Source organism: Catenuloplanes indicus (assembly GCF_030813715.1).
GTDB lineage: Bacteria > Actinomycetota > Actinomycetes > Mycobacteriales > Micromonosporaceae > Catenuloplanes > Catenuloplanes indicus.
This window is the reverse complement of sequence record NZ_JAUSUZ010000001.1, coordinates 106,908-131,684: the sequence shown is the minus strand read 5'-3', so window position 1 is coordinate 131,684 and position 24,777 is coordinate 106,908. Positions and strand designations below refer to the sequence as shown.

26 protein-coding genes and 1 pseudogene are annotated in these 24,777 nt (G+C 73.4%); 18 read left to right on the top strand and 9 right to left on the bottom strand.

All coding sequences use genetic code 11. The features are described from left to right. Positions 1-39: 39 nt before the first annotated feature. From J2S42_RS00885 to J2S42_RS00860, 6 genes are all read left to right on the top strand, one after another. Positions 40-2,073, top strand: coding sequence for a heavy metal translocating P-type ATPase (locus J2S42_RS00885; RefSeq protein ID WP_307248577.1), 2,034 nt, complete (start codon positions 40-42; stop codon positions 2,071-2,073). 937 nt (positions 2,074-3,010) lie between these two features. Beyond that, positions 3,011-3,787, top strand: a complete 777-nt coding sequence (locus J2S42_RS00880; protein WP_307234188.1) for a class I SAM-dependent methyltransferase — start codon at positions 3,011-3,013, stop codon at positions 3,785-3,787. Between the two features lie 199 nt (positions 3,788-3,986). After that, positions 3,987-4,136 carry a hypothetical protein gene (locus tag J2S42_RS41835; RefSeq protein ID WP_370879134.1) on the top strand — a complete coding sequence of 50 codons (150 nt, stop codon included), beginning with the start codon at positions 3,987-3,989 and terminating at the stop codon, positions 4,134-4,136. Continuing rightward, complete coding sequence (locus tag J2S42_RS00870; protein WP_307234186.1) at positions 4,133-6,184, top strand: ATP-binding protein; 2,052 nt, start codon at positions 4,133-4,135, stop codon at positions 6,182-6,184. The genes J2S42_RS41835 and J2S42_RS00870 overlap by 4 nt, the downstream gene beginning before the upstream one ends. A 290-nt stretch (positions 6,185-6,474) precedes the next feature. After that, positions 6,475-7,503 carry an ABC transporter substrate-binding protein gene (locus tag J2S42_RS00865; RefSeq protein WP_307234185.1) on the top strand — a complete coding sequence of 343 codons (1,029 nt, stop codon included), beginning with the start codon at positions 6,475-6,477 and terminating at the stop codon, positions 7,501-7,503. 23 nt (positions 7,504-7,526) lie between these two features. Next, entirely contained in the window at positions 7,527-8,291 is a 765-nt protein-coding gene (locus J2S42_RS00860) for an ABC transporter permease (RefSeq protein WP_307234183.1), read from the top strand. Between the two features lie 13 nt (positions 8,292-8,304). Here J2S42_RS00860 and J2S42_RS00855 read toward each other — a convergent pair whose 3' ends face one another. After that, on the bottom strand, positions 8,305-8,811 hold the full coding sequence (locus tag J2S42_RS00855) for an asparagine synthase-related protein (RefSeq protein WP_370879363.1): 507 nt from the start codon (positions 8,809-8,811) through the stop codon (positions 8,305-8,307). A 242-nt stretch (positions 8,812-9,053) separates the two neighbouring features. On the opposite strand from J2S42_RS00855, the gene J2S42_RS00850 reads away from it, so the two are divergent. From J2S42_RS00850 to J2S42_RS00840, 3 genes are read left to right on the top strand one after another with little or no spacing between them, the layout of a single operon-like run. Next, the gene (locus tag J2S42_RS00850) at positions 9,054-9,542 is read left to right on the top strand and encodes an MFS transporter (protein ID WP_307234181.1); all 489 of its coding nucleotides are present in this window, start codon (positions 9,054-9,056) and stop codon (positions 9,540-9,542) included. Continuing rightward, a complete protein-coding gene (locus tag J2S42_RS00845; RefSeq protein WP_307234179.1) occupies positions 9,539-9,994 on the top strand; it encodes an MFS transporter in 456 nt (151 codons plus the stop codon). The genes J2S42_RS00850 and J2S42_RS00845 overlap by 4 nt, the downstream gene beginning before the upstream one ends. Then, positions 9,991-10,422, top strand: a complete 432-nt coding sequence (locus J2S42_RS00840) for a Dabb family protein (protein WP_307234177.1) — start codon at positions 9,991-9,993, stop codon at positions 10,420-10,422. Before J2S42_RS00845 ends, J2S42_RS00840 begins: the two co-directional genes overlap by 4 nt. A 123-nt stretch (positions 10,423-10,545) precedes the next feature. On the opposite strand, the gene J2S42_RS00835 is transcribed toward J2S42_RS00840, so the two are convergent. After that, positions 10,546-11,049 carry a macro domain-containing protein gene (locus J2S42_RS00835; protein WP_307234176.1) on the bottom strand — a complete coding sequence of 168 codons (504 nt, stop codon included), beginning with the start codon at positions 11,047-11,049 and terminating at the stop codon, positions 10,546-10,548. 122 nt (positions 11,050-11,171) lie between these two features. Between J2S42_RS00835 and J2S42_RS00830 the strand changes: the two genes are divergently transcribed. From J2S42_RS00830 to J2S42_RS00820, 3 genes are all read left to right on the top strand, one after another. Next, positions 11,172-12,131: a catalase family protein gene (locus J2S42_RS00830; protein ID WP_307234174.1), complete on the top strand. Its 960-nt coding sequence runs from the start codon at positions 11,172-11,174 to the stop codon at positions 12,129-12,131. 10 nt (positions 12,132-12,141) lie between these two features. Continuing rightward, on the top strand, positions 12,142-12,513 hold the full coding sequence (locus J2S42_RS00825) for a VOC family protein (protein ID WP_307234172.1): 372 nt from the start codon (positions 12,142-12,144) through the stop codon (positions 12,511-12,513). 120 nt (positions 12,514-12,633) lie between these two features. Beyond that, positions 12,634-12,996, top strand: coding sequence for a hypothetical protein (locus tag J2S42_RS00820; protein WP_307234170.1), 363 nt, complete (start codon positions 12,634-12,636; stop codon positions 12,994-12,996). 60 nt (positions 12,997-13,056) lie between these two features. On the opposite strand, the gene J2S42_RS00815 is transcribed toward J2S42_RS00820, so the two are convergent. Both J2S42_RS00815 and J2S42_RS00810 read right to left on the bottom strand, forming a co-directional pair. Next, the gene (locus tag J2S42_RS00815; protein ID WP_307234168.1) at positions 13,057-13,719 is read right to left on the bottom strand and encodes a response regulator; all 663 of its coding nucleotides are present in this window, start codon (positions 13,717-13,719) and stop codon (positions 13,057-13,059) included. A 17-nt stretch (positions 13,720-13,736) separates the two neighbouring features. Further along, positions 13,737-15,098, bottom strand: a complete 1,362-nt coding sequence (locus J2S42_RS00810) for a sensor histidine kinase (protein WP_307248575.1) — start codon at positions 15,096-15,098, stop codon at positions 13,737-13,739. Positions 15,099-15,324: 226 nt separating this feature from the next. On the opposite strand from J2S42_RS00810, the gene J2S42_RS00805 reads away from it, so the two are divergent. From J2S42_RS00805 to J2S42_RS00790, 4 genes and pseudogenes are all read left to right on the top strand, one after another. Next, positions 15,325-15,996, top strand: a complete 672-nt coding sequence (locus J2S42_RS00805) for a YdcF family protein (protein WP_370879133.1) — start codon at positions 15,325-15,327, stop codon at positions 15,994-15,996. A 117-nt stretch (positions 15,997-16,113) separates the two neighbouring features. Continuing rightward, positions 16,114-16,497: pseudogene (locus tag J2S42_RS42160) on the top strand (DUF8817 family protein); the annotation flags it as partial. 56 nt (positions 16,498-16,553) lie between these two features. Continuing rightward, the gene (locus J2S42_RS00795) at positions 16,554-16,709 is read left to right on the top strand and encodes a hypothetical protein (RefSeq protein ID WP_307234165.1); all 156 of its coding nucleotides are present in this window, start codon (positions 16,554-16,556) and stop codon (positions 16,707-16,709) included. A gap of 45 nt (positions 16,710-16,754) precedes the next feature. Continuing rightward, positions 16,755-17,669 carry an SDR family oxidoreductase gene (locus J2S42_RS00790; RefSeq protein ID WP_307234163.1) on the top strand — a complete coding sequence of 305 codons (915 nt, stop codon included), beginning with the start codon at positions 16,755-16,757 and terminating at the stop codon, positions 17,667-17,669. A gap of 13 nt (positions 17,670-17,682) precedes the next feature. Here the strand turns inward: J2S42_RS00790 and J2S42_RS00785 are convergent, their stop codons facing one another. Genes J2S42_RS00785 through J2S42_RS00775 form a run of 3 tightly spaced genes read right to left on the bottom strand, consistent with a single transcriptional unit; the run spans position 17,683 to position 19,914 of the window. Continuing rightward, positions 17,683-17,958: a hypothetical protein gene (locus J2S42_RS00785; RefSeq protein ID WP_307234162.1), complete on the bottom strand. Its 276-nt coding sequence runs from the start codon at positions 17,956-17,958 to the stop codon at positions 17,683-17,685. 19 nt (positions 17,959-17,977) lie between these two features. Then, positions 17,978-18,388, bottom strand: a complete 411-nt coding sequence (locus tag J2S42_RS00780) for an SCP2 sterol-binding domain-containing protein (protein WP_307234160.1) — start codon at positions 18,386-18,388, stop codon at positions 17,978-17,980. A gap of 17 nt (positions 18,389-18,405) precedes the next feature. Beyond that, the gene (locus J2S42_RS00775) at positions 18,406-19,914 is read right to left on the bottom strand and encodes a S8 family serine peptidase (RefSeq protein ID WP_307234158.1); all 1,509 of its coding nucleotides are present in this window, start codon (positions 19,912-19,914) and stop codon (positions 18,406-18,408) included. 666 nt (positions 19,915-20,580) lie between these two features. Here J2S42_RS00775 and J2S42_RS00770 point away from each other — a divergent pair. After that, positions 20,581-21,348, top strand: a complete 768-nt coding sequence (locus J2S42_RS00770) for an SDR family oxidoreductase (protein ID WP_307234156.1) — start codon at positions 20,581-20,583, stop codon at positions 21,346-21,348. A 125-nt stretch (positions 21,349-21,473) separates the two neighbouring features. Beyond that, positions 21,474-22,037 (top strand): TIGR03086 family metal-binding protein, encoded by a 564-nt coding sequence (locus tag J2S42_RS00765; RefSeq protein ID WP_307234154.1) that lies wholly within the window; start codon positions 21,474-21,476, stop codon positions 22,035-22,037. On the opposite strand, the gene J2S42_RS00760 is transcribed toward J2S42_RS00765, so the two are convergent. Further along, entirely contained in the window at positions 22,015-22,947 is a 933-nt protein-coding gene (locus tag J2S42_RS00760) for a helix-turn-helix transcriptional regulator (RefSeq protein ID WP_459903617.1), read from the bottom strand. The genes J2S42_RS00765 and J2S42_RS00760 overlap by 23 nt on opposite strands. Then, positions 22,868-24,763, bottom strand: a complete 1,896-nt coding sequence (locus tag J2S42_RS00755; RefSeq protein ID WP_307234150.1) for an ABC transporter ATP-binding protein — start codon at positions 24,761-24,763, stop codon at positions 22,868-22,870. The genes J2S42_RS00760 and J2S42_RS00755 overlap by 80 nt, the downstream gene beginning before the upstream one ends. Positions 24,764-24,777 lie beyond the last annotated feature (14 nt).

Genomic DNA, 24,777 nt, shown 5'->3' with positions numbered 1-24,777 from the left:
CACGACGGCCACCCGGCCGGTTCGCACGCCGGTCACGACATGGCCGCGCACGGCGGCGCGGGACACGGTGGACACGACGAGCACGCCGGCCACGATCCGGAGGCGTTCCGGCGGAAGTTCTGGCTCAGTCTGGTGCTGACGCTCCCGATCGTCGCGACCAGCCATATGATCATGGACTGGTTCGGCTACTCGCTCGATTTCCCCGGTATGTCGTTGGCCGGCCCGGTGCTGGGGACCGTGGTGTTCGTCTACGGCGGGTGGCCGTTCCTGGCCGGTGCGGTCGCCGAGGTGAGGGACCGGGCGCCGGGGATGATGCTGCTGATCGCGATGGCGATCAGCGTGGCGTACGCGGCGTCGCTGGCGACCAGTCTCGGGGTGTTCGGCCTGGACTTCTGGTGGGAGCTGGCGGCGCTGGTGACGATCATGCTGCTCGGGCACTGGCAGGAGATGAAGGCGATCGGGCAGGCGCAGGGGGCGCTCGCCGCGCTGGCCGCGCTGCTGCCCGACGACGCCGAGCGGCTGACCGCCGGCGGTGGTGCCGAGCGGGTGCCGGTCGCCGCGCTCGCGGTCGGCGACACCGTGCTGGTGCGCTCGGGCGCGCGGGTGCCGGCCGACGGGCGGATCGTGGCCGGTGCGGCGTCGCTGGACGAGTCGATGATCACCGGTGAGTCCCGGCCGGTGTCGCGGGGCGCCGGTGAGCGGGTGGTGGCCGGGACGGTCGCGACCGACTCGGCGATCCGGGTCCGGGTGGAGGCGGTGGGTGATCAGACCGCGCTGGCCGGGATCGGCCGGCTCGTCGCGCAGGCGCAGTCGGCCCGCGGCCGGGCGCAGGTGCTGGCGGACCGGTTCGCGGCGATGCTGTTCTACGTCGCCACCGCCGCGGCCGTGCTGACCTTCGTGGTGTGGTGGGTGCTCGGTGACCTGGACCAGGCGGTGGTGCGAACGGTGACGGTGCTGGTGATCGCGTGCCCGCACGCGCTGGGGCTGGCGATCCCGCTGGTGGTCGCATTGTCCACGGCAGTGTCGGCCAGGGCCGGGATCCTGGTCAAGGACCGGCTCGCGCTGGAGCGGATGCGCACGGTCGAGGCGGTGCTGTTCGACAAGACCGGCACTCTGACCAAGGGCGCGCACACGGTCACCGGCGTCGCCGCCGCGGCCGGACTCACCGAGGAGCACGTGCTGGACATCGCGGGCGCGGTCGAGGCCGACAGCGAGCACCCGCTGGCACGGGCGCTGACCACGGCCGCCGGCCGGCGTGGCCTGCGCGCGCAGGCGGCCGGGTTCCGGTCGCTGACCGGGCGTGGCGTGCAGGCGGTCGTGGACGGTCACGGCTACGCCGTCGGCGGGCCGGCCCTGCTGCGGGAGCTCGGCGCGACGGTGCCGGCCGACCTGCGCGAACCGGCGCGGCAGTGGTCGCAGCGCGGTGCGGCGGTGCTGCACCTGCTGCGCCTCGACGACGCCGGGACGCCCGCGGTGATCGGCGCGTTCGGACTGGAGGACGAGGTGCGGCCGGAGGCGCGAGAGGCGATCGCGCAGTTGCGCCAGGCCGGGATCGGCAAGATCGTGATGATCACCGGTGATGCGTGGCCGGTCGCCGAGGCGGTCGCGGCCGACCTCGGCCTCACCGCCGGTGACGAGGTGTTCGCCGAGGTCCTGCCGGCCGACAAGGACCGGACGGTGGCCGGGCTGCAGGAGCGCGGGCTGCGGGTGGCGATGGTCGGTGACGGGGTCAACGACGCGCCGGCGCTGACGCGCGCCGATGTCGGCCTGGCGATCGGCGCGGGTACCGACGTGGCGATCGAATCGTCCGGTGTCGTGCTGGCCTCCTCCGACCCGCGCGCGGTGACCGGCGTGATCCGCCTGTCGCAGGCCTCGTACCGGAAGATGGTCCAGAACCTGGCGTGGGCGGCCGGTTACAACGTCGTGGCGATCCCGCTGGCCGCGGGTGTGCTGGCCTGGGCCGGGATCACGCTGAGCCCGGCGGTCGGGGGGGTGCTGATGAGCGCCTCGACGATCGTGGTCGCGCTCAACGCCCAGCTGCTGCGCCGGGTGCGCCTGGCACCCCGGCCCTGACGCGCGCCCGGCCGGCCGCCGCGGCCTGCCCATCGACGTCCGCTGCATCACGGGCACCGACACCGCCGTCGCGGTCCGCTTCACCGCCCGGGCAGAACCACCGCCGGCCTCACCGCCCTGGCCCGCGCCGGGCACCTCCACCCATCACCGGCACCCGCATCCGCCGGCACGCCTCGCACCGCGCCGGCAGCCGCCGCAACTGATCCGCTCGCAAGAACCGGGCAGCAAGCCGGCCCCGCGACTCGGCCGGGTACCGAAACGCCCGCCAGCGGTCCGGCGCCCGGTCCCGGGCAGGCCGAAGACCAGCGGAAAGGACGCTGACAACCGTCCGACCGGTCGGTGCCGCCCACGGGCCGCACGTCGCTACGCTGCCGACCATGACGAAGGCACCGGCCCGGCACGGGATGACACGCGCCCGCGACCGCGCACGGATACCCGCCGCCGGACGCCTCCTCATTCTGCTACTGCTGTGCGCGCTCGCCGGGCAGGCTCACGCACTGATCACCTGCTGCACAACCACCCACACCGTCGCGCAGGCCGTCACCGGGCACGGCCACACCGGCGCCGGCACGGCCGCGCCTCATCAGGCCGTCTGCTCAGTGCATCCGTCCGGGGCGCACGAATGCGCCCCGGTAGCCGAGCTGGCACCGGACGCCGCGCTGCCGCAGCCGGACACCGTCGCCCTACCCGTACCCGCCGTCCAGCACGTCCCGGCACCCGCACGGCGTCCCGCCGGCCCATTCACGGCCGGCGGGCGGGGGCATACGAGTACAGAACTGATCTCGCTTCGCATATAGGACGCGGCGTTCGACCACGCCCGGCCGGCGCACCTCCGTCACGCGCCGGCATCGTCCCAGCGGCCCCGCGCACCGCCGATCGGCCCCTGCCACCCGGTGATGCGCCGCCGCCCCGCGACCGCAGTAAGGCGAGCAACGAGATGACCTCACCCACCACCACCACCACCGGTTCCGCCGTTCTCCCGGGCGCCACCTACGGGCAGACCTGGGCCACCGACTACGACACCCTCTACGACGACCGCGACCACATCCCCGCCGTCGTGACGTTCCTGCGCCGCCACGCCCGGCCCGCGTCCGTACTCGAACTCGGCGTCGGCACCGGCCGCCTCGCCCTGCCCCTAGCCGCGGCAGGGCTGCGCGTCGTCGGCGTCGACAACTCCCCCGCCATGCTCGACCGGCTACGGGCCAAGCCCGGCGCCGACCGCGTCGACGCCCGCCTCGGCGACATGCTCCACCCACCTACCGCCGCCGCGTTCGGCTGCGTGCTCATCGCGTTCTCCACCCTGTACCTGCTCACCGACCAAACCGACCAGCGCGCCTGCATCACCGCCGCCGCGGCCCGGCTGGCCCCCGGCGGCAGCCTCATCGTCGAAGGATTCATCCCCGACCCCGACCGCTGGCACCACGGCCACTCCCTCCACGTCGACCAATGGGACCCGGAACGCCCCACCATGTCCGTCGGCCGCCTCGACACCACCGCCCAGACCATCGAAACCCTGCGCATCACCCACACCGACGGACAACCCCGCGTCGTCGCCAACCGCCTGCGCTACGTCCTGCCCGCCGAACTCGACCTCCTCGCCGAAGCCGCCGGCCTCGCCCTCACCGGCCGCTACCGTGACCTCACCGGCCACCCCTTCGACCCGGGTGCGCACACCCACGTGTCCGTCTACAGCACCCACACCCCACCCGGCTGAACGGCCACCGGCGCCGCGGCAGCGCAGCACCACGCCTCTCTCCGGCCCGAGGCGAGCCCGCGTCACACCTGCCGGCGGGTCACCGTGGCCGTTCGCGGCTTCACGTCCGCCGCCGGCGGCGGTGCCCTGCGAACTGCGTCCAGGTGCGCAGTCTGCCGGCTGCGTCGGCGATGACCTGCACGGTCACGACGTGACGCCCGTGTCTGACGCCCGAGCGGCAGGGCCGCTGGCCGGCGACTCGATCGTGGTCAGGGTGATCGGCGAAGGCCGGCCCGCGGATGCGGTCCATGGCGGTGGCCAGGTCGTCGGCGGCAGCCGAGAGCCGGCCGACGGGCTGCAGCCGCGATGAGCCGACGTCGTACCGCCGCGGTGATCCCGGCAGAGCCGGTAGTCAGCCGGCGCCGGGCCGCTGGGCCGCCCGCAGTTCCGCGCCGCCGTGGCCTCGACCACGTCGGCGAGCAGCCGTTCCATCCGGCTCAGGGCGTCGTCGTCATAGCCGTCCAGCGCCCGGTCGACGCGCTCGCCGGCCGGGAGGAAGAACTCCGCGGTCCGGTCCGGCATCTGGCCGACGAGGCGCGGCACGCCGGACGGCTGATCGTCGAGCTGGACGGGCGGTTCGTCAGCAACTCGCCGGCCGAGTTCGAGCGGACCGCGCAGGCGCTGCTCGACCAGCCGGACGCGGTGCTGGTGGTCGACTCGTTCGAGCACTGCCAGTGGCTGGAGACGTGGCTGTGGCAGCGTTTCCTGCCCAGGATCGCCGACGGCGCCCTGGTGCTGCTGGCCGGCCGGCAGGCGCCGGCGACCGAGTGGACCGCGGATCCGGGGTGGGCGGGCGCGCTGCACGCGGCCGAGCTGGGGCCGTTGACCGAGGAGCAGGCCAGGCGGCTGCTGGCGGTCAACGGCGTCCGGCCGGAGAACACGGAGGCGGTGCTGCGGTTCGCCGGCGGGAACCCGCTCGCGCTGTCCCTGGCGGCGGCGGCCGATTCGGCGCGACCGGGTGCGGCTCAGGAGTGGGCGCCGTCGGCGCCGGCGCTGGGCACGTTGATCGCCGGCCTGATCGGGGAGGTGCCGTCGCCGGAGCACCGGCGGGCGCTGGAGGTCGCCGCGCACGCGTACAACACCACGGAGCGGCTGTTGCAGGCCGCGCTGCCCGGGCTGGACTCGCACGCGTTGTTCGCCTGGCTGCGCGGCCTGCCGTTCATGGAGAGCACACCGCACGGCTGCTACCCGCACGACGCGGTCCGCGAGACGGTGGTCGCGGACCTGCGGTGGCGGGCGCCGGAGGCGTTCCAGGCCATGAAACGCACGCTGTCGGCCGAGTACCTGCGCCAGATCCGGGAGCTGCCGGAACGGCAGGTGCTCGGCGTCATGAGCCAGCTGTTCTACCTGTTCCGTGACCTGAGGAAGGTGCGCGACCTGTACGTGTGGCCGCGCACCGGCCAGGTGGAGGACGATCCGCTGCGGCCGGAGGACCTGGAGACCATCGTACGGATGGCCGCCGTCACGGAGGGACCAGAGTCCGCGGCGCTCGTGCGCTACTGGGCCGGCCGGCAGCCCGAGGGGTTCAGCGTCTACCGGTCGATCGGCACCGGTCAGGCCGTGGCCTTCGTCGCCCGCCTGGAGCTGCCCGCGTCCCCGGACCCTCAGGACATCGCGATCGACCCGGTCGTCGCGGCCGCCTGGGAGCACTGCACCGGCACCGTGCCGCCCGCGCCCGGCGAGCACATCGCGATCACCCGGTTCATCATCCATCCGGAGGCGTACCAGGTCCCGTCGCCGGTGACGAACCTGCACCATTCCCGGGTGCAGGCGACCGCGGCGCGCAGCCGGGGCCTCGCCCAGGGAATGATCGTGCTGCACGACTGCGAGCTGTGGGGCCGTCTGCTGCGCGGGGCGCTCACCGACGCCGGTGTACGGCCACGGGTCGGCGAGCGTACGTACGGGCTGTTCGTCACGGACTGGCGGCAGGTGCCGTTCGAGATGTGGCTCGACCGCATCCTCGACGAGACCGAGGTACCGGCGGCGGAGCCGGCCGTCACCCGCGCCGGCTTCGCCCGGTCGGTGCGCGAGGCCTTGCAGAACTGGCGTTCGCCGCGCGCGTTCGCCCTCAGCGAGCTGCTGCGCTCGCGGCCGGTGGCGGACGCGGCCGATCCGGTGGCGGCGCTGCGCGCGCTGCTGCGGGACGCGGTCGACGAGGCCGGCCGGGACCCGAAGCTGCTCAAGGCCCACGAGGCGCTGACCGCCACGTACTTCTCCGGCGTGCCCACCCAGGAGGCGGCGGCCCGGCGGGCCGGGATGTCGTTCAGTACGTACCGGCGTCACCTGCGGCAGGGCATCGACGCGGTGTGCGCCACCCTGTGGGAGGTGCGGCTGCGCGGCCGCACCGGCCCGGCCTGAGCCACCACCGGGAACGGGCCGGCGGATCGGCATCATGCACGCCGCCGGGCGGCTGTTGCGTCGCCGGGCTGACATCTCGCACCACCTGTGAAAGACCGGCTTCGATGTCCTCCGGCGGCGGTGGACGTTGTAGCGTCGGCCCGCCGGACCAGCACACCGGGGAAGTGCTGTCGCTCGGTTCCCAGGTGATCGTCGTTCCCCGTCCGCTGGCGTCCGGACGGTGCTGCCGACCCGGGCGCACGGCCGGCTCACCGGCCCTGCACGTCACCTCACACGGGATGGAAGCTGCGATGACGCTCTCGCGCAGGACGTTCATGGCCGCGGCGACCGCTTCGGCCGCGGGCGTGGCACTCGCCGCCTGTTCCCGCGACGACCGGAGCGGCGGCGGCACGCTCGACCGGGTCACGTACCTCACCTCCTTCGGCAATCTCGGCCGGGACGCGTACATCCACGCCGCGGTGCACAAGAACTACTTCGCCGACGCCGGGATCGAGGTCGACGTCCAGTACGGCCAGGCCGGCGACTACAACCACAACCAGCTGCTCGCCGGCCGGGCCCAGTTCGCCTCGATCGACGCCGCCGGCGCGATCATCCGGGCCGGCAAGGCCGCGAAGCCGGAGGACCGCTCGCTACGGATCGTCGGTGTGGTGCACCAGCGCACCCTCAACGCGGTGGCCGCCTTCGCGGACATGGGTTTCACCTCACCACGCGACCTGCGGGGCAAGACGTTGGGCGCGGTGGTCGGCGCGGCCCCGAGAGCACTGTTCCCGGCGTTCGCCCGGCTGGCCGGCATCGACGAGAAGAGCATCACCTGGATCGACGCGACCACGCAGAACAGCGGGAACCTGCTGGCGAGCAACCGGGTGGCGGCGCTGGCCACGCAGTTGCCGACGAAGCCCGGCCTGGAGAAGCTGGCCGGCGGCCGCCCGGTGGTCATGTTCCCGTACAGCGACTTCATCGCCGACCTGTACGGCATGACGATCATGACGCACCGGGACGTCATCGACCGGAACCCGGACCTGGTCCGGCGGTTCAACCAGGCGATCATGCGGGGGGTCAAGTACGGCGTCAGCAACCCGGAGGAGATCGGCACGGTCCTGCACGGGATCGACAACACGGCCGACGCCGGCCAGGCGGCACAGGAGCTGGCGATCCTCAAGCCGAACAGCTTGCCGGCGGCCGGCGTCGCGGTGGGCACCTTCGACGAGGCCCGGATGGCGCGCAACATCGCCCTGTTGCAGGAACTCGGCCTGATCCCTGCCGGGCTGACCCCCGCCGACGTCGCCGACACCCGGTTCCTTCCCGAGAGTGACGGGTGAACGGCGGCCGTTCACGGTGGCGCGTGCCAGCGATCGGGCTGCCGCTGCTCGGGATCGCCGTGGCAGTCGGCCTGTGGTGGCTGGTTACCGTGTTGTTCGAGGTCAGTCCGCTCTTCCTGCCCGGGCCACCGGACCTCGTCGAGTCGCTGCGAGCGGCGGGGCGCGGGCAGTACCTGCTGGAGCGTTCGCTGGAGACCGTCGAGGTGACGCTGACCGGCTTCGGCATCGCCATGTCGGGCGGGTTCGCCGTGGCCGTGCTGCTGGCCGCGTTCCGCGGTGTCGAGCGTGCGGTCATGCCGGTACTCGTGGCGCTCAACGCCGTACCGAAGGTGGGGCTGGCCCCGTTGCTGGTGGTGTGGCTCGGATTCGACATCGAGCCGAAGGTCGTGCTGGTCGTCCTGATCTGTTTCTTCCCGATGCTGGTGACGACCATGTCCGGCCTCGCCTCGACACCGGCCGAGCTGGGCGAGCTCATCGAGTCACTGGCCGCGTCACGCTGGCAGGCGTACGTCAAGGTGCGGTTGCCGTGGGCACTGCCGCAGATCTTCGTCGGGCTCAAGCTCTCCGTGCCGCTCGCGGTGATCGGGGCCGTCGTGGCCGAGACCAACAACCCGAACTCCGGTCTCGGTAGCGTCATCGTCAAGGCGTCCGCGCAGTTCGACACGCCGCTGGCGTTCGTGGCCCTGGTGTTGCTCGCCCTGCTCAGCGCGGGCCTGTTCTATCTGGTCGCCGGCCTGGAACGGCTGCTGCTGCCCTGGGCCCGGGAGATCTCCGCCGACCGCGGGTGAGGCGGCGCACCGGTCAGGGCAGCCGCAACCGCACCGGATAGCGGCGCAGCCAGTCGTCGAGTCCGGCCACCAGCTCGGCGCAGCGCCGCCGTGGCCCGAACCCGCTGCTCTCCAGCGGCGACCGGAACAGCTCCGTCAACGCCGGCACGTTGAGCAGCCCGGCGCTCGGCGCCGCCGGGTCGGCGAGGATCTCGCCGGCGCGTGCCCGCAGCATCCGCTCGTACCGCGCGTCCTGAGTGGACGGATAAGGACTCTTCCGCCGCTGCAGCACCGAATCGGGCAGCAGGTCCGCGACGGCCGCACGAAGCAGGCTCTTCTCCTTCCCGTCGAAGAACTTCATCGCCCACGGTACGTGGTAGAGGTACTCCAGCAGTCGATGGTCGGCGAACGGCACCCGGACCTCGAGGCCGTGCGCCATGCTCATCCGGTCCTTGCGGGCGAGCAGGAACGGCACCCACCAGATCTGGGCCAGATAGCTCACCTCGCGCATCCGCCGCTCCCACGCGTCCTCGCCGGGCAGGTGCTCGACCTCGGCGAGCGCGTCGCGGTACCGGTCGGCTTGACGAGTGGACCTTCACCGCCGACGGTGACGCCACCGTCGTCGGCACCGCGGAGTCCTGGGACGGCAACCCGGTCCGCGCCGACACCGACAACCTGCGCCAGGCCCTGAACGCCTCGATCGTGTCCTGGCTGGAGCTACTGCGCCGGACCGCCGAAGCCCCGGCCTCCTGAGGCGCCGGTGCGGCCCGCGGGGACGAACCCATGACGACCATCTCGACGCGGCCGCCGGCGACCGCCGCGCGCGCCACCGTCCTGGCCTCGGCCAGTCTGACCATCATGGGGGCGGCGATCATCGCTCCCGGCCTGCCCGCCATGACCGCCGCGTACGCCGGGACCCAGGCGGCCGAGGTCCTGGTCCGCCTCACCCTGACCGTGACGTCGCTGGCCATCGCGGTGACCGCGCCGGCCGCGGGGCTGCTCGCCGACCGCGTCGGACGGCGGCCGCTGCTCATCGCCTCGCTGGCGCTCTACGCCGCGGCCGCGCTGATCCTGCCGGCCGCCGCGCTCTTCCTGGGCGAGCCGGCCCGGCGTACCGGCGCGGTGCACGGCTCCCCCCACCGCGGCGACCGGCGTGAGCCGGGAGATCATCGGGGTGTACGTCCTGGCGGCCGGCGCCACGGTCATCTTCTACATGGCCCCCCACGCAGCTGCCGTTCTGGCTCACCACGATCGGCGCCGGCACGGCCGTGACCGGCGTGGTGATCGCCGGCAGCACGCTGACCGGTGTCGCCGGCGCGCTGGCCTTCCCGCGGCTGCGGCGGCGCCGGGCACCGGCCACGATCACCGCGCTCGGTGTCGCGCTGCTCGGTGCCGGCTGGACGGTCGCCGGAACCGCGCACACGCCGGCGCAGATCGCCGCGGGCGTGCTCATCGGCGGTGGCGGCGTCGGCCTCGTGGTGCCGAACCTCAACACGCGCCTCGCCGAGACCGCCGCACCGGCCCGGCGCGGACGCGTGCTCGGCGGCCTGGTCACGGCGATCTTCCTCGGCCAGTTCCTGTCACCGCTGGTCATGCAGCCCGCGGTCGACCGGTTCGGCATCGCCGCGACGTTCACGTACTCCGGTGTCGCCCTGCTCGGCGGCGCCGCGGCAAGCCTCACCGCCCGCCACCTCGGGCGCTGGGAAACCACCCGATCCGCATGACCGAGGAGAAGAAGATGATCTACCACGGCAACCGCATCAAGATCAAGGAAGGCGTCCCGCCGGAGCAGCTGGAGACCGCGCTGGAGAGCCTGCGCAACCAGGGCCGGGTGATCCCGTCGGTGACGTCGTTCGTGGTCGGGCCGGACTTCGGCGGCGAGTTCGACTGGGGCGCGGTGTTCGTCATCGAGGACCTGGACGGCTACTGGGAGTACCTGACCCACCCGGCACACTCCAACACCGACCGGGTCGGCCTTCCCCTGGTGGAGAAGTTCCACTCGTTCGACATCACCGACGACCCGGACCCCGAGATGGGCGCCAGGATCGCCGAGCTGCACCGGCGGCGCTACGCCAACGACGCCGAGCTGACCAAGCTCGTCGCCGACCTGCCCGAGTACACCGGCAGCAGCGCGCCGGAGACGGCCGCGTAGGACCGGAGCGCGCCGCCCCGCCACCCTCTGCGTTCCTCTACGGCGCGGGGCGGCGCGCGTCTCCCGGTCCGGGCAGGCCACGACGAGCGGCATGCGTTCCGGGGATCGAGGGTGCGGCGGGCCTCACGCCTTCAGGTCGTAGACGACCGTGGGCACGTCCTGCGCGCACAGCGTCTCGCGGATACGCGGTTCGATCTCGGCCCACGTGCCGCCGGCCAGACCGCAGCCGATGCGTGGCATGTGCACCGAGGCGTGCTCGGTACGGGCGTGGGCCGCCAGCGTGGTCAGGCATTCCCGGATCGCCTCGTAGCGGACCGGCGGCCCGGCATCGGCCTCGTAGCCGGACTCCGTACGCAGGCCACGACGGGTGGCGATGCCGTGCTGGCCGACCATGTTGGCCACCCAGAGCTCCGGGGCCACCGGCACCAGCTGCACCGCGCCGAGGCGGAACGTCGGCTCGCCGTGCCACCGGCGGAACTCCCGCTCCGGCTCCGGCCAGCGCCGGGAGATCACCCGGACGATTCCCCTGCCCCAGGCACCGATGTCGTTACAGACATGCGCGATGATCCGCGGACCGTCGCCGACGGGATCGGTGGCGTCGCCCTCGACGTAGTTCAGCTCCTGCACGCGGCGATCCTCGCATGGTGCGTCACGTTTCGCCGCGGCGTAACCGCCCGGCGTTCCCCGACGACCTCTGATCACCGCCCCGCCTGATCACGGTACGGCTGCACGCTGCATGATCGACCACTATGGTGAAGAGCCAGGGGTGGCGCGAGATCTACGACGGCGGCTCGGCCGAGGCCGAGGAGCGACTGTTCCAGGGGTACGCGCGGCGGATGCGCGACGTGCAGGCCAGGCATGCGCGGACGGCGGGCTCGGCCGCGGCGCACCGGACGCTGCACACGAAGACCGTCGTGGGGGTGACCGGTGCCGAGCTGGCGTTCGCCGCGGATCTGCCGGCGGCGTGGCACGCCGGTGCGTTCGTCGCCGGGGCGCGGCTGGCCACCACGGTACGGCTGTCCAACGCCGCCGGGGTGGCCCGGGCGGACACCGAACCGGATCTGCGCGGCGCGGCGCTGAAGGTCGCGCTGCCCGGCGGTGGCGTGCACGACCTGCTGATGACCAGCTATCCGGTGTCGCACGTACGGGACGCGCAGCAGTTCGTGGCCGTGGCGGAGATCGGGGCCGGGCCGCGCGCGCTGGCCCTGCCGCGGATGGTGGCCGCGGTCGGGGTGCGGGAGACGCTGCGGATCGCCGGGAATCTGCGGCGGGCCAGCCGGCGCAGCGAGAGCCTGGCGCTGGAGTCGTACTGGAGCCGGGGCGCGGTCCTCTGGGGTGACGCGGGGCCGGTGCGGTTCCGGCTGAGTCCGCTCGACCCGGCGCCCGCCGTACCCGTGGCGGGCTTCGACGGGTTGGGGGTGGAGTTCCGGGCGCGGCTGGCGCGGGGGCCGGTGCGGTTCACGCTGAGCGTGCAGCGGTTCGTGTCCGAGGAGCGGACGCCGATCGAGGACGGCGCGGTGGAGTGGGACGCGCCGTGGACGCCGGTGGCGACGCTGACCGTGCCGGGGCCGGAGGCGCTCGACGACGAGCGGGTGCACGCGATGGCGTTCAGCCCGTGGAACTGCCCGGCGCGGTTCCGGCCGCTGGGGAATCTCAACCGGGCGCGCCGGGCGGTGTACGCGGCCAGTGCGGCCGGGTGGCAGCGTTAGGGTGTGCGGCATGCCGCTGCGTCTGGTGCAGGTGAACATCAAGGCCCGGGACGACTCGGCCCTCGGCCGGTTCTGGGCGGACGCGCTCGGCTGGGACACCTCCAGCGAAGGCCCGGGCGTGACCAACGTCGAACCGGCCGGGTTCACCTACCCCGACCCGGCGGTGCTCTACGTCGACGTCGTCACGGTGCCGGACCCGGAGACCGTGGACTACCGCGTGCACCTCGACCTGGCCACCACCTCCCTGGACCATCAGCGGGAACTGGTGGCCCGGCTGATCCGGGTCGGCGCGACACCGGCGGACATCGGCCAGCGCGACGTGCCGTGGGCGGTGCTGGCCGACCCGGAGGGCAACGAGTTCTGCGTGCTGAGCCCAGGGTGACGAGGCTTACCGGCCATCGCAGCGTGCGGACCTTCCTCGAGCGAGTGCTGCCGCCGCGTGCGCCACGGCAGCCGGCGAAACTCGCGTGCCCCGAAGGACGGTCGATGGTAGACAGCTCCGATGGATTTCGCTGATCTTCTGCGTCTGATCGACGAGCGCGCCACGGCCTTCCGCACCGCGGTCGCGGCCGCCCCCGCACCTGGACGCACAGGTCCCGACGTGTCCGGAGTGGACGCCCTGATGGATCTGGTCCCGCACCGCCTCCCGGCCGCCGGCCTGGGCGCCGCGACGGCCTGGCTGGCGCCGGTGACGCCGCTGCACCGGTGGGCGTCGTCGCTGCGCGTGGTCGCCGAGGCCGGCCGGGGCGCCGACGTCGCGGCGATCCTGGCCGCGCTGCTGCCGGCGCTCGACCGTACCCGCGCGGGGGGTGTTCGGTTCGACCGAACTGCTGGCGGACGTGGCGGTCCCGGTGCCGGACGGTGAGCTGCGACGGTGGCTCGCCGGGTTCACCGGCACCGGCAAGGCCGCCCGCGCGGTGCTGCGTCAGCCGGTCAGGCCGGCCTGATAGGCCAGCAGCGCGGCCTGTACCCGGTTGCGCAGGCCCAGACGCGACAGGATCGCGCTGACGTGCGTCTTCACCGTGCCCTCGACCAGGTGCAGCTCGGCGGCGATCTCCGCGTTGGACAGCCCGGACCCGAGCAGCCGCAGCACGTCGCGTTCCCGGTCGGTGAGCGCGGCCAGCCGCTCCCGGGCGGCCACACCGCGGGTCAGGTGGCCGCCGGTGTCGCTGCCGTCGAAGCGGGTGATGACGCGCCGGGCGACCTTCGGGGACAGGTACGCGCCGCCGTCCGCGACCGCGCGCACGCCGGTGACGAGTTCGCGGGGGTCGCCGGTCTTGAGCACGAAACCGGCGGCACCGGCGTCCAGCGCCCGGGCGATGTACTCGTCCTCGGAGAACGTGGTCAGCATGATGACCGCGACGGACGGGACCGCGCGCCGGATCTCCGCGACCGCGTCCAGGCCGTCCAGCACCGGCATGCGGATGTCCAGCAGCGCCACGTCCGGGCGGTGCCGGCGGGCCAGGTCGACGGCCTCGCGCCCGTTCCCGGCCTCGGCGACCACCTCGATCGACGGTTCGGTGGCGAGGATCGCGGCGACGCCCGCGCGGATCATCGTCTCGTCGTCGGCCAGCAGCACGCGGATCACGGCGGTGGAGGGTCCTCTCAGGTCGGCGGGGCGAACGCGTCCTTGGCCACGAGCCGGCCGTCGCGGAAGCACAGACGGTACACGTCGAACGGCGCCGGCACGAAGCCCGCGGCCGACCGGTAGTACTCGCAGCTGCTGCCGGGCGGCGGGGGTGGCCCGGACTCGTCGCGGCGTTCCGGCACCTGCCGGGCCGGGATCAGGCCGGCGACGTCGTCCCGGGCCGCGCCGGCCTGCAGGGCGCGGAACCGGTCCGGGGACAGGTGCGAGGTGAGACTGTCGTAGGCGTAGACGCCCATCAGCGCGCCGGTCAGCACCACGATCGACACCAGCGGCAGCGCGACCGCGAGCGTCAGCCCGCGCCGGGCCCGGCGGCGGGCCTGCCGGAGCCCGGCGGGCTCCGCGGGAAACGGTTCCAGCGCCGCCCCGGCGCTCACCGGCAGCCGCGCCTCCACCTCGAACCCGCCGTCCGGCAGCGGCCCGGCCCGCAGCGCGCCACCGGCGAGCCCGACGCGTTCCCGCAGCCCGGTGAGCCCGTGCCCGCCGCGCGCCGGCGGCGCCGCCGTGGCCGCGGCGCCGTTGCGGACCACCACCGTGACCTCGTCGCCGCCGTCGGCGAGCCGCACCGTCACCGGCGCACCCGGCGCGTGCTTGGCCGCGTTGGTCAGCCCTTCCTGCACCACTCGCGCCGCCGCCCGGTACTGCATCGGCGCCACCCGCTGGAAAACCGGGGAACCGGGCTCCCCGGGTACGTCCGGGGTGACCGGGATCCCGGCGGCGGCCGCGCGGGCGATCAGGTCCTCGATGCGCTCGCCGGCCGGGTGCAGCGGCACCTCGTCGGCGTCGTCGCGGAGCAGCCCGACGATGTCGGCGAGCCGTTCGGCCGCGTCCGTCACGCTGGCCCGCAGCTGCGACGCGGCCGTCCGCTGCTGCGGTGTCAGCGTGGCGGCCAGTTCGAACGCACCCGCGCGCAGCGCGATCAGGGCCAGTTCGTGGCCGAGCGAGTCGTGCATGTCCTGCGCGATCCGCGCGCGCTCGCGCAGCCGCGCCTGCGCGGCGACCGCCTGCTGTTCGCGTTCCAGCTGCGCGGCCTGCTCCCAGCCGGAGCGTTCCAGCGCGGCCCGCAGCCGCCGGAACGAGCCGAGCAGCGCCGGGAACAGCCCGCACACGATCACCCCGGCGATCCACACCAGCCAGCTGTAGACGTCCGCGCCGCGCGCGGCCTGGACCGCGGTGCCGAGCACGAGCACGCCGCCGAGCCCGGCCAGCGCGGAAACACCGAGCGCCCGGCGGCAACCGGCGAGGTAGGACAGGACCGGTACGGCGACGAGCAGCCGCCAGTCGAGCGCACTGACGGTGAGCGCACCGAGCGCGAGGATCATCACCGGGCAGAGGATATGCGTCACGGACTCGGGCGGCCGTCGCGACTTTCCCGGGCGACGCTGCCGAACGGCACGTGCCGCACCGGGCATCGCCGGTCCACCGTGACGCGACGCGAGCACGGTGACGTCCGGGCCGCCGGCGCAGGTGCACCGGCCGGTGACGTGACCTCCCCCATGATCATCCGTTCTCCTGTGCGAGCATGGCTTGCACAGATCAGGAGAACAGGTGCATCTCGGCAACACCACCACGCCCCGGATCGTGCGGGACGACGACCTCGGCGAGTTCCCGGCCGGATCGATGCTGGACGTGATGCGCGCGCTGACCGCGGTGCTCAGCCTGCCGCAGGCGGAGGCGGAACGCGCGGACGCGCTGATCGTGCCGAGCGGGCAGGGCGAGGAGTGGCGGATCACGCACGCGATCCGGCTCTGGGAGACCCGCCCGGACCTGCGTCTGCTGCTGGTGGCCAACGGCAACCCGGCCGAGACCACGTACGACCCGCTGAGCCTCGACTACCTGCGCGGTCTCGGGCTGCGGCGGACCGCCGGCGTGCACGTGCAGGCCGAACCGGCGCCGAACACGGCGCTGCAGGCCGGGTGGATCGCCGCCCAGGTCGCGGAGCTGCACGTCCGCAGTTTCGGGCTGGTCGTATCGCCGTACCACCTGCTGCGCGCCTACCTGACCGTGCTGAAGGCACTCGACCGGCGCGGCCTGCGGGTGCCGATCTGGCCGGTGCCGGTCGCGGTGTCACCGGACTCGCCGGTGCCGGAGACCGGCGCGACCGCGTACGAGCTGCTGCCCGGCGAGGTGCACCGGATCATCACCTACACCGCCCGCGGCTGGCTCGCCTCGCCGGCCGAGCTCCGCACGTACCTCGGCTGGCTCTGGTCGTCCTTCTAGGTTTCTCCCGCCCGGTGCTTCGCATCGGCCGATCGGCCGGGCACCGGCGATGACCGGCTGTTCCCATGTGCGTCCGGCCGTGCGCAGCGCCTAGGAAGGAGCCGGCCCAACCCGTGCGTGGGACTGCAACGCGAGGACCTGCGGCTGCAGTTCTTCGAGATCGCCGGGTTCGACCCGGAGCGGTCCTACGGCTCCTGCATCGTGCTCACCCGGACATCGCGGAACTGCACCGGGCGTTCGCGGCCGGCATGCGCGCCGCGTACGGCAGGGTCCTGGTGACCGGCACACCACGGATGACCCGGCCCCGGGCGCGGAGGAACGCCGGCGGGACGGGCGGGTTCAGCGTCGTCGACCCGGGCGGCAACTGGATCCGCGTCTTCGGAGCACACCGCCACGGCACCGGCGCCCGAGCCGGCCGGCCGGCTCGGCAGAGCGCTGGCGAACACGGTGGTGCTGGCCGCCTCCAAGGGCGACATCGGCCAGGCAGCCCGCATCCTCGACAGCGTGCTGGCCCGCCCGCAGGCCGACGACGACCCGGTCACCCACGTGGAGGCCTGGTGTACCGCGCCGAACTGGCGGCGACGCTCGATGAGCGGGAGACCGCGTCGGCGCTGCTGGCCCGCATCGAGCACGTCGCGCTGGACCCCGGCCAGACCGCGCGGGCGGCACCGGCCTTCGGGATCGCCGCCGACCTCGCCGCCGCGATGCGGTGAGGTCGGCTGACATCGGTTGTCAGGTTTTCCTGCGACCGTGAGCGCATGGGACACACGCTTGACGGAAAGGTCGCGCTGGTCGCCGGCGCGACGCGGGGCGCCGGCCGCGGAATCGCGGTCGAGCTGGGCGCGGCCGGCGCCACGGTCTACCTGACCGGCCGCAGCACGCGCGCGGCCCGCTCGGAGATGGACCGGCCGGAGACCATCGAGGAGACCGCGGAGCTGGTCACCGCGGCCGGCGGCACCGGCATCGCGATCCGGGCCGACCACCTGGTGCCGGACCAGGTGCGCGCGGTCGTCGCCCGGATCGAGGCCGAGCAGGGCCGGCTGGACCTGCTGGTCAACGACATCTGGGGTGGTGAGCTGCTGTTCAGCTGGACGGACCGGCTGTGGGAGCACTCGCTGGACGACGGGCTGCGCATCCTCCGGCTCGCGATCGACACGCACATCATCACCAGCCACGCCGCGCTGCCGCTGCTGCTGCGCTCCCCCGGCGGGCTGGTGGTGGAGATGACCGACGGCACCACGGACTACAACCGGGACCACTACCGCGTGTCGTTCTTCTACGACCTGGCCAAGACGTCGGTGCTGCGGATGGCGTACGCGCAGTCGCAGGAGCTCGGCCCGCTCGGCGCGACCGCGGTGGCGCTCACCCCGGGATGGATGCGCTCGGAGATCATGCTGGACCACTTCAAGGTCACCGAGGGTACGTGGCGGGACGCGCTCACCACGGAACCGCACTTCGCGATCTCCGAGACGCCGCGGTTCACCGGCCGGGCCGTCGCCGCGATCGCCGCCGACCCGGACCGCGCGCGCTGGAACGGCGCGTCGCTGTCCAGCGGCGGTCTCGCCCAGGTGTACGGCTTCACCGACCTGGACGGCAGCCGACCGGACGCGTGGCGCTACCTCACCGAGGTGCAGGACCCCGGCCGGCCGGCGGACGTCACGGGCTACCGCTGACCGGCCGGGCGCTTCAGAGCGTGAACGTGCCGAGCTGGACGCTGGTGGTCAGCGCCGAGGTGGCGTTGTCGCCGACGACCGTCACGTCGAGGTCGTCGGCCATCGCCTGCCGCAGCAGGGAGATCCAGTTGCTGCGGGTGATCCGGTCGTTCAGCGGCGGGCTGGGATTGGTGATGTCCGACCACAGGACGAAGACCTCACCGACCCCGCCCGGGTCGACGATCTGCGTCCACGCGACGTCGTCGGAGAAGATCTGGATGCAGGCGACTTTTCCGGTCTGGGATGCCACTGGTCACTCCTTCACGATGTCAGGGCCGAAGCAGTCGTACGACCCGGCGGGCCGCCGCCACGTCGCCGCGGAAACGCATCCGGCCGGCGATGATCGCGGTTATCGGGGCGAGCGTGCCCTCGGCGATCTCCCGCCAGGTCTGCTCGCCGGTGAACACCTCGACGTCCGGCCGCGGGGCCTTCACGTCGTCGGGCGGCTCCTCGGTCAGCCTGGGCCCGTCCGGGCCGACCCGCAGCCGCCAGTACCGCGCGGTGTCGCCCTCGATGTGGAAGCCCAGCGTGACCGGCTCCTTCTGCCCGGTCCCGGCCAGCTCGCCGAGCCGGCGGAAGCCGCGGGACAGGTCGGCCGTGCCCGCGTCGATCAGACGCGGCAGCGGCTCACAGAAGTCCGCCACGGCCGGGGATTTACGCATCTGCTCCAGCGTGCTCATCACACCTCACCAGGGATTCAGGTCATTGCGGGAAGGGAACCGGCGTACGCGGCCATGATCTGGGCCAGGCCGACCGCACGGCCGGCGTTGATCCGGCCACGGCCGAGCTGGCCGGCGAAGCCGGGGTTGAGCGCGTCGACGCTGTCGCAGGTGTCCTCGACGACCGTGCGGACCTCGTCGCTGGACAGCTCCGGCACCGCGGACCAGACCAGCGCGGCCAGCCCGGCGACGTGCGGCGCGGCCATCGACGTACCGTCCAGGAACCCGTGCGTGTCGTCCGGCATGCTGGACCAGATGTTGACGCCGGGCGCGGCCACGTCCACCGTGGACCCGAAGTTCGAGAACGTGGCCCGGGCCCCGTCCTGGTCCAGCGCGGCCACCGAGATCACCTCGGGATAGACGCCCGGGTACTGCGGCGTGACGTCCGTGTTCGCGTTCGCGTTGCCGGCCGCGAAGACCACGACCACGTTGCTCCCGGCCGCGTTCTGGATCGCGGTGCGCACACCGGCGTGGTCACCGCTGGTCCGCCAGCTGCAGTTGATCACGTAGCGGCGGTCCGGGAACGCACCGGCCTGCGCGACCACGTAGTTGATCGCGTCGGCCCGGTTCTGGTTCATGCCGGCGGTCAGGTCGATCCGCAGCGGCATGATCCGGCAGCGTGGCGCGACGCCGACCACGCCGCCCGCGTCCTCCACGCCCGCGGCGGTACCGGCCACGTGCGTGCCGTGCACGTCGGTGTCGTCCGGGCTCGGGTCGGCCGCGTCCGCGAAGTCCCAGTCCTCGGCACCGCGCGCCAGTACGTTTGCGGCCAGGTCCGGGTGATCCAGGTCGGCACCGGTGTCGATCACGGTGACGATGACGTCCGGGTCCCCGCGCAGCACGTCCCACGCCACGGTCGCACCGATGTCGATGCCGGACGTGCCGGCCACGCCGTTGACGGTCTGCCCGGTGTTACGCATCCCCCACAGCAGCCCGAAGTCGGCGTCCGCCGGAATGTGCAGCGCGTCGTCGAAACCGGCCTCGCTCGGCTCCGCGAACGCGACCTCCGGCCGGTCCGCGAACGCGCGGATCGTGGCGAACAGCTCCTGCCCGTCCGGCACCCGGAGCGTGTAGTAGCCCCGCGTGCGCTGCCGGACCACGATCCGGCTGCCCAGGCCGGCGATCACCTCCTCCGCGGCCGCGTCACTGATCCCGTCGCGGAACTGCACCGTGAGCTCGCCCGGCAGGAAGTACCGGTCGAGGCCGTCCTCGTCCACCAGCACCGGAATCGAGTCCGTGATCCCGTCCGCACCGGTCAGGTCCGCCGCGGCCAGCCCGGGCGCGACGTGCACGGCCGCGAAGCCGCGCCGCGTGTTCGCCCCGCGGCTGAGCGACCGCACGGCCGGGTTACCGACCAGCCGGTCCGGCCCGTCACCACGGTTCACGGTGACCACGGCCTCCCCGGGTTTGGCCCGCAGCCGCACCCGCCGCCCGGTCAGCTTGTCCGGGTACCAGAAGTCCTGATCGTCGCGGTGATCCGTCATCATGGCCCTCCGTCCTTGGTCGTCCCGCCACGCGAGCCGGGGTCACACTAGGTATGAGCCACCCGTACAGATCCAGATACGGCACCCGCCCAGCTGCCGATATGCGACACCGGTCGACGCGCGCCCGGCTGGTGCTCTCCGACCGGGCCGGTCTGTCCGATGCTGCGGCGGCTCTGGCGGTCACCCGCTACGACGAGTTCTCCGGTGCCGAGTGCTGGCGGTCCGCGTACGGCCCCGCTCACGTGATCCGCGTAGGTCGCGCGGCGGGGCGCTGGGAGGTACTGGCGTTACCCGGAAGAGGCGTGACTCCCACCCGACCGCGACACACGCTTCGGTGGATGCATGGGCAACGACATCCCGCACGCCGGTCTCGGCGTCTACCGGATTCCCGCGTCGAGAACCGCCGAGGCGGTACGGACCGCGCTCGACGCCGGCTAACGGCAGGCCCGCTCCTGCGCTGGCACGTCCGGCTGGGGAACGTTTCCCTGCCCACATCCGTCACGCCCGCTCGCATCAGGGGGGACATCGCCGTCCTCGACTTCCGGATCGATGCCGAGGACATGAACCGGATCGCCGCGCTGGACGGCGATCCCACGGCGCCCGCAGCCGCACGCGCGACGCGGGTCTGCCGCGATGGCAGTGACGACCCATCAACGAGAAAGGCACCTCATGGAACTCTTCGATCTGACCGGAAAGCGCGCGCTCGTCACCGGTGGCACCAAGGGCATCGGGATGATGATCGCGCGGGGCCTTCTGCAGGCCGGCGCGAGCGTGATCATCAGCTCACGCAACGCCGAAGCGTGCGCTCAGGCGCAGGAACACCTGTCCGCGTTCGGCGCGGTGCGGGCCGTCGTCGCTGACGTGTCGCGCCATGATGAGTGCCGGCGGCTGGCCGGTCTCGTCGCGGCCGGCGCGGAGCGGCTCGACATCCTGGTCAACAACGCGGGCGCGCTGGTGGACGCGCCGCTGGAGACGTTCCCGGACGAGGCCTGGGACACGGTCGTCGACGTGAACCTGAAGTCGCCGTTCTGGCTGGTCCAGGAGCTGTTGCCGGCGCTGCGCAAGGCGGGCTCCGCCGACGATCCGGCGCGGGTCATCAACATCGGCAGCATCGGGGCCATCCACGTTCCGCACCGGCCCAACTACTCCTACTCCAGCAGCAAGGCCGGACTGCACCACCTCACGAGGGTCCTGGCCAGGGAACTGGGACCGCAGCACGTCACCGTGAACGCGGTGGCGCCGGGACCGTTCCGGTCCTCGATGACCGCCGAGATCCTCGACCAGCGCGGCGACGCGATCGCGGCAATGGCTCCGCTGGGCCGGATCGGCCGCGACGATGACATGGCGGGGATCGCCGTGTTCCTCGCCGGCCGGGCAAGCGCGTACCTGACGGGCACCGTGATTCCCGTGGACGGTGGCATCACCATCGGCGCATAGCGCGGCATCCCCGCCGAGGTGCGAGCCAGCCGTCCGCACGTGGTGGGACACGAGGGCAGTCTGCCGTACGACCCTGCTCCCGGCGTTCGCCGAACGTGCGTCCCGCTCGCGTCTAGCCTGCACATATGCAACTTCACGAGGTGTTGCGCAGGGCGTTCGCGGGTACGGCCGCGGTGGTGCACGGGGTCGCGCCGGAGCAGCTGGGAATGCCGACCCCGTGCACGGACTGGGACGTACGCGCGCTGACCAACCACCTGCTGCAGGTCGCGGCCGCGCTCAGCCTGGCCGGGCGGCGGCTGCCGGTGCCGGCGGAGCTGTGGGGCCGGGACCTGATGACCGCGGACGGGCCCGGTGACGGCTTCGACGACGACCGGCGGGCCGCGCTGGAGGCGTGGTCGCAGCCGTCCGCGTGGGACGGGACGATCGCGATGGGCGGAATGGCGATGCCCGCGCGGATGACCGTGTCGATGCTGATCAGCGACCTGGCGATCCACGGCTGGGATCTGGCGCAGGCGACCGGCCAGCCGTACGCGGTCGACCCGGCGGTCGCGGACGTGACGCGGGAGTTCGTGGCCGGGTCCGCGGCGCGGGGCCGGGAGATGGGCATCTTCGCGGCGGCGCAGCCGGTCACGGACGGCGCGGACGCGTTCGGCGAGGCGCTGGCGCTCAGCGGTAGAGCGCGGCCGTGAGCGTCGCCGCCTCCCGCATCCGGTCCCGGAGCACGGCCGGGGCGAGGACCTCGACGAGCGGGCCGAGGCACAGCATCTGGTCGTAGGCGACGTCGACCGACTCGACCGGCAGGTGCGCGCGGGTCCAGCCGTGCGCGTCGACGCCGGTCACCCGCATGCCCGCGACTGCCTGCGGTTCGACCGCCCAGCGGAGCGCGCGGACGCCGTCCGGGTGCAGGCGCACCTCGATCGTGCCGGTGAGCATGCCGCGCACGAACGCGTCCGCGCGCACCGCCCAGGCGGCGGCCAGGTCGAAGTCCGGCGGCCGGGTGAACGCCTGCTCGGTCACGGCGAGCGCGTCGATCCGGTCGACGCGGTAGACGCGCAGGTCGTCGCCGACGCGGCCGAGCAGGTACCAGACACCGGCCTTCAGAATCACACCGTACGGGAGGAGCCGGCGTGCGGCGCCACGGTAGCGGATCTCGACCGCGCGGTCGGTCCAGACCGCCGCGGCCAGGTCGGCCAGCACCGGCGGCACCGTCCGGTCGCCGAACCAGCCGGGCACGTCCAGGTGGAAGCGCTGCACCGCGCGGGCGGACGCGGGCAGCGCGGCGACGACCTTCAGGTGCGCGGCGGTGACCAGGTCGCCGAGCCCGAGGTCGCGGGCCGGGCCGGGCAGGCCGAGCAGGAACACCGCCTCGGCCTCGGTCGGGCTCATCCCGGTCAGCCGCGTCCGGTAGCCGTCGACCAGCCGGTAGCCGCCGGCCCGGCCCTGCTCCGCGTAGACCGGGACGCCCACGCCGCTGAGCGCGGTCACGTCCCGGTACACGGTCCGCTCGGAGACGCCGAGCTCAGCGGCGATCTGGGCGGCGGTCAGCGTCCCCCGCGCCTGCAACAGCAGTACCAGGTTCATCAGCCTCGACGCGCGCACGCCCGCCATTGTCGTCGGTGCCGAGGAAACCGTCGGACTGCCGGGCCCACAGCCGCGCGTAGAGACCGCCGTGGCGCAGCAGGTCCGCGTGCGTGCCCGCCTCGACGATCCGGCCGGCGTCCAGCACCACGATCCGGTCCATCCGCGCGATCGTGGACAACCGATGGGCGATGGCGATCACGGTACGGCCGTGCAGCACCTCGTCGAGCGTGTCGTGGATCGCGGCCTCGGCCTCGGAGTCGAGCGCGGACGTGGCCTCGTCCAGCACCAGGATCGGCGCGTCCCGGTAGAACGCGCGGGCCAGCGCGATCCGCTGCCGCTGCCCGCCGGACAGTTTCACGCCGCGCTCGCCGGCCAGCGCGTCCAGCCCGCCGGGCAGGTCCGCCACGAACCCGGCCGACGCGCGTTCCACGGCCTTCCACACCGCGGCCGGATCGGCGGGGCCCGGACCGGCGATGTTCTCCCGGATCGAGCGGTGCAGCAGCGTGGCCTCCTGCGCGACCATGGCGATCCGGGAGCGCAGGCTCTCCTGGGTGACCGTGGTGATGTCGGTGCCGTCGATCGTGATCGTGCCGCGCTCGGCGTCGTGGAACCGCAGCAGCAGACCCGCCAGCGTGGACTTGCCCGCACCGGACCGGCCCACGATCCCGACCCGCTCCCCGGCCCGCACGTGCAGGTCCAGCCGGTCGAGCCCGCCGGCGCCGCGACCGTAGTGATGGCTGACCCGCGCGAACGTGATCGCTCCGCCACGTACCCGCAGCGGGGTGGCCCCCGGTCTGTCCCGCACCGCCAGCGGCTGCGCGACGGTCCGCAGCGCACGGCGGAGCGCGCCCACGGCGCCGAACAGCGACGACACCGCGTCCAGCAGCCATTCCGCCATCGACGTGATGCGGAAGCTGAGCGCGAGCGCGGCCGCGACCAGACCCAGGGGCGCCGCACCGGTACGCCACAGCGCGATCCCGTAGCCGACCAGCCCGACCAGCAGCGCGCTGCCCAGCGCCATCATCGTGCCGTTGATCGTCACCTCGACGCGCTGCAGGTCCAGGTGCGCCCGCCGCGCCCGGCGGAAGATCGCCCGGTCGTTCGCCACGCGCGCCGCCGGCTCGCCGAGCAGCGCGAGCGTGTCCGCGTTCGCGTACGCGTCGACGAGCAGCCCGGTCAGTGCCGACTCCGCCTCCTGCAGCCGCTCCGACGCCCGCCGGTAGCGCGGCACCAGCACCACCGTGAGCAGCGCGTACGCCGAGAGCCACGCGCCGAGCGGGAGCAGCAGCCGCACGTCGATCGCGGCCATCACCCACACCGACCCGGCGACGTAGGCGGTCACGTACACCAGCGTGTGGATGACCGAGTACGCCGCGGTCGCGGCGGCGTCGCCGCCGTCGCGGACCCAGCTGGCGATCCGCCCGGCGAAGTCGCCGCGGAACCAGCCGATCGACTGCCGGGACACGTGCCGGTGCATCCGCCAGCGGGCCAGCGGCCGGGCGTTGGCCCGGAACGCGATGTCGTCCAGCGCCTCACTGGCCAGGTTCAGCGCCGGCCGGACCAGCAGCGTCAGCACCGCGACCGCGATGAGTTCGGCGCCGCGCGCGTCCCAGAACGTGTCCGGGCGGCCGGCCGCGAGCAGATCGACGAGCCGCCCGGCGTACGCGATCAGCCACACCTCCAGCACCGCGCACAGGATCGTGCTGGTCACCGCGACCGCGGCGACCGGTCGCAGCGGCCGCAGTTCATCGATCAGGAACCGGCGCACGCTCCGTGCGAGCGGCCGGTCGTCATGCGTGAAGGGATCGGTCGGGTTCTCGAAGAGACGTAACACGAAGTGCCTTTCCG

Coding starts and splice junctions, on each gene's coding strand:
- J2S42_RS00870 (WP_307234186.1), top strand. CDS start 4,133: ATGAGCCGACGTCGTACCGCCGCGGTGATCCCGGCAGAGCCGGTAGTC.
- J2S42_RS00820 (WP_307234170.1), top strand. CDS start 12,634: ATGGATTTCGCTGATCTTCTGCGTCTGATCGACGAGCGCGCCACGGCC.
- J2S42_RS00825 (WP_307234172.1), top strand. CDS start 12,142: ATGCCGCTGCGTCTGGTGCAGGTGAACATCAAGGCCCGGGACGACTCG.
- J2S42_RS00765 (WP_307234154.1), top strand. CDS start 21,474: ATGCAACTTCACGAGGTGTTGCGCAGGGCGTTCGCGGGTACGGCCGCG.
- J2S42_RS00885 (WP_307248577.1), top strand. CDS start 40: ATGGCCGCGCACGGCGGCGCGGGACACGGTGGACACGACGAGCACGCC.
- J2S42_RS00830 (WP_307234174.1), top strand. CDS start 11,172: ATGGTGAAGAGCCAGGGGTGGCGCGAGATCTACGACGGCGGCTCGGCC.
- J2S42_RS00850 (WP_307234181.1), top strand. CDS start 9,054: ATGACGACCATCTCGACGCGGCCGCCGGCGACCGCCGCGCGCGCCACC.
- J2S42_RS00775 (WP_307234158.1), bottom strand. CDS start 19,914: ATGATGACGGATCACCGCGACGATCAGGACTTCTGGTACCCGGACAAG.
- J2S42_RS00840 (WP_307234177.1), top strand. CDS start 9,991: ATGACCGAGGAGAAGAAGATGATCTACCACGGCAACCGCATCAAGATC.
- J2S42_RS00770 (WP_307234156.1), top strand. CDS start 20,581: ATGGAACTCTTCGATCTGACCGGAAAGCGCGCGCTCGTCACCGGTGGC.
- J2S42_RS00790 (WP_307234163.1), top strand. CDS start 16,755: ATGGGACACACGCTTGACGGAAAGGTCGCGCTGGTCGCCGGCGCGACG.
- J2S42_RS00810 (WP_307248575.1), bottom strand. CDS start 15,098: ATGATCCTCGCGCTCGGTGCGCTCACCGTCAGTGCGCTCGACTGGCGG.
- J2S42_RS00880 (WP_307234188.1), top strand. CDS start 3,011: ATGACCTCACCCACCACCACCACCACCGGTTCCGCCGTTCTCCCGGGC.
- J2S42_RS00780 (WP_307234160.1), bottom strand. CDS start 18,388: ATGAGCACGCTGGAGCAGATGCGTAAATCCCCGGCCGTGGCGGACTTC.
- J2S42_RS00865 (WP_307234185.1), top strand. CDS start 6,475: ATGACGCTCTCGCGCAGGACGTTCATGGCCGCGGCGACCGCTTCGGCC.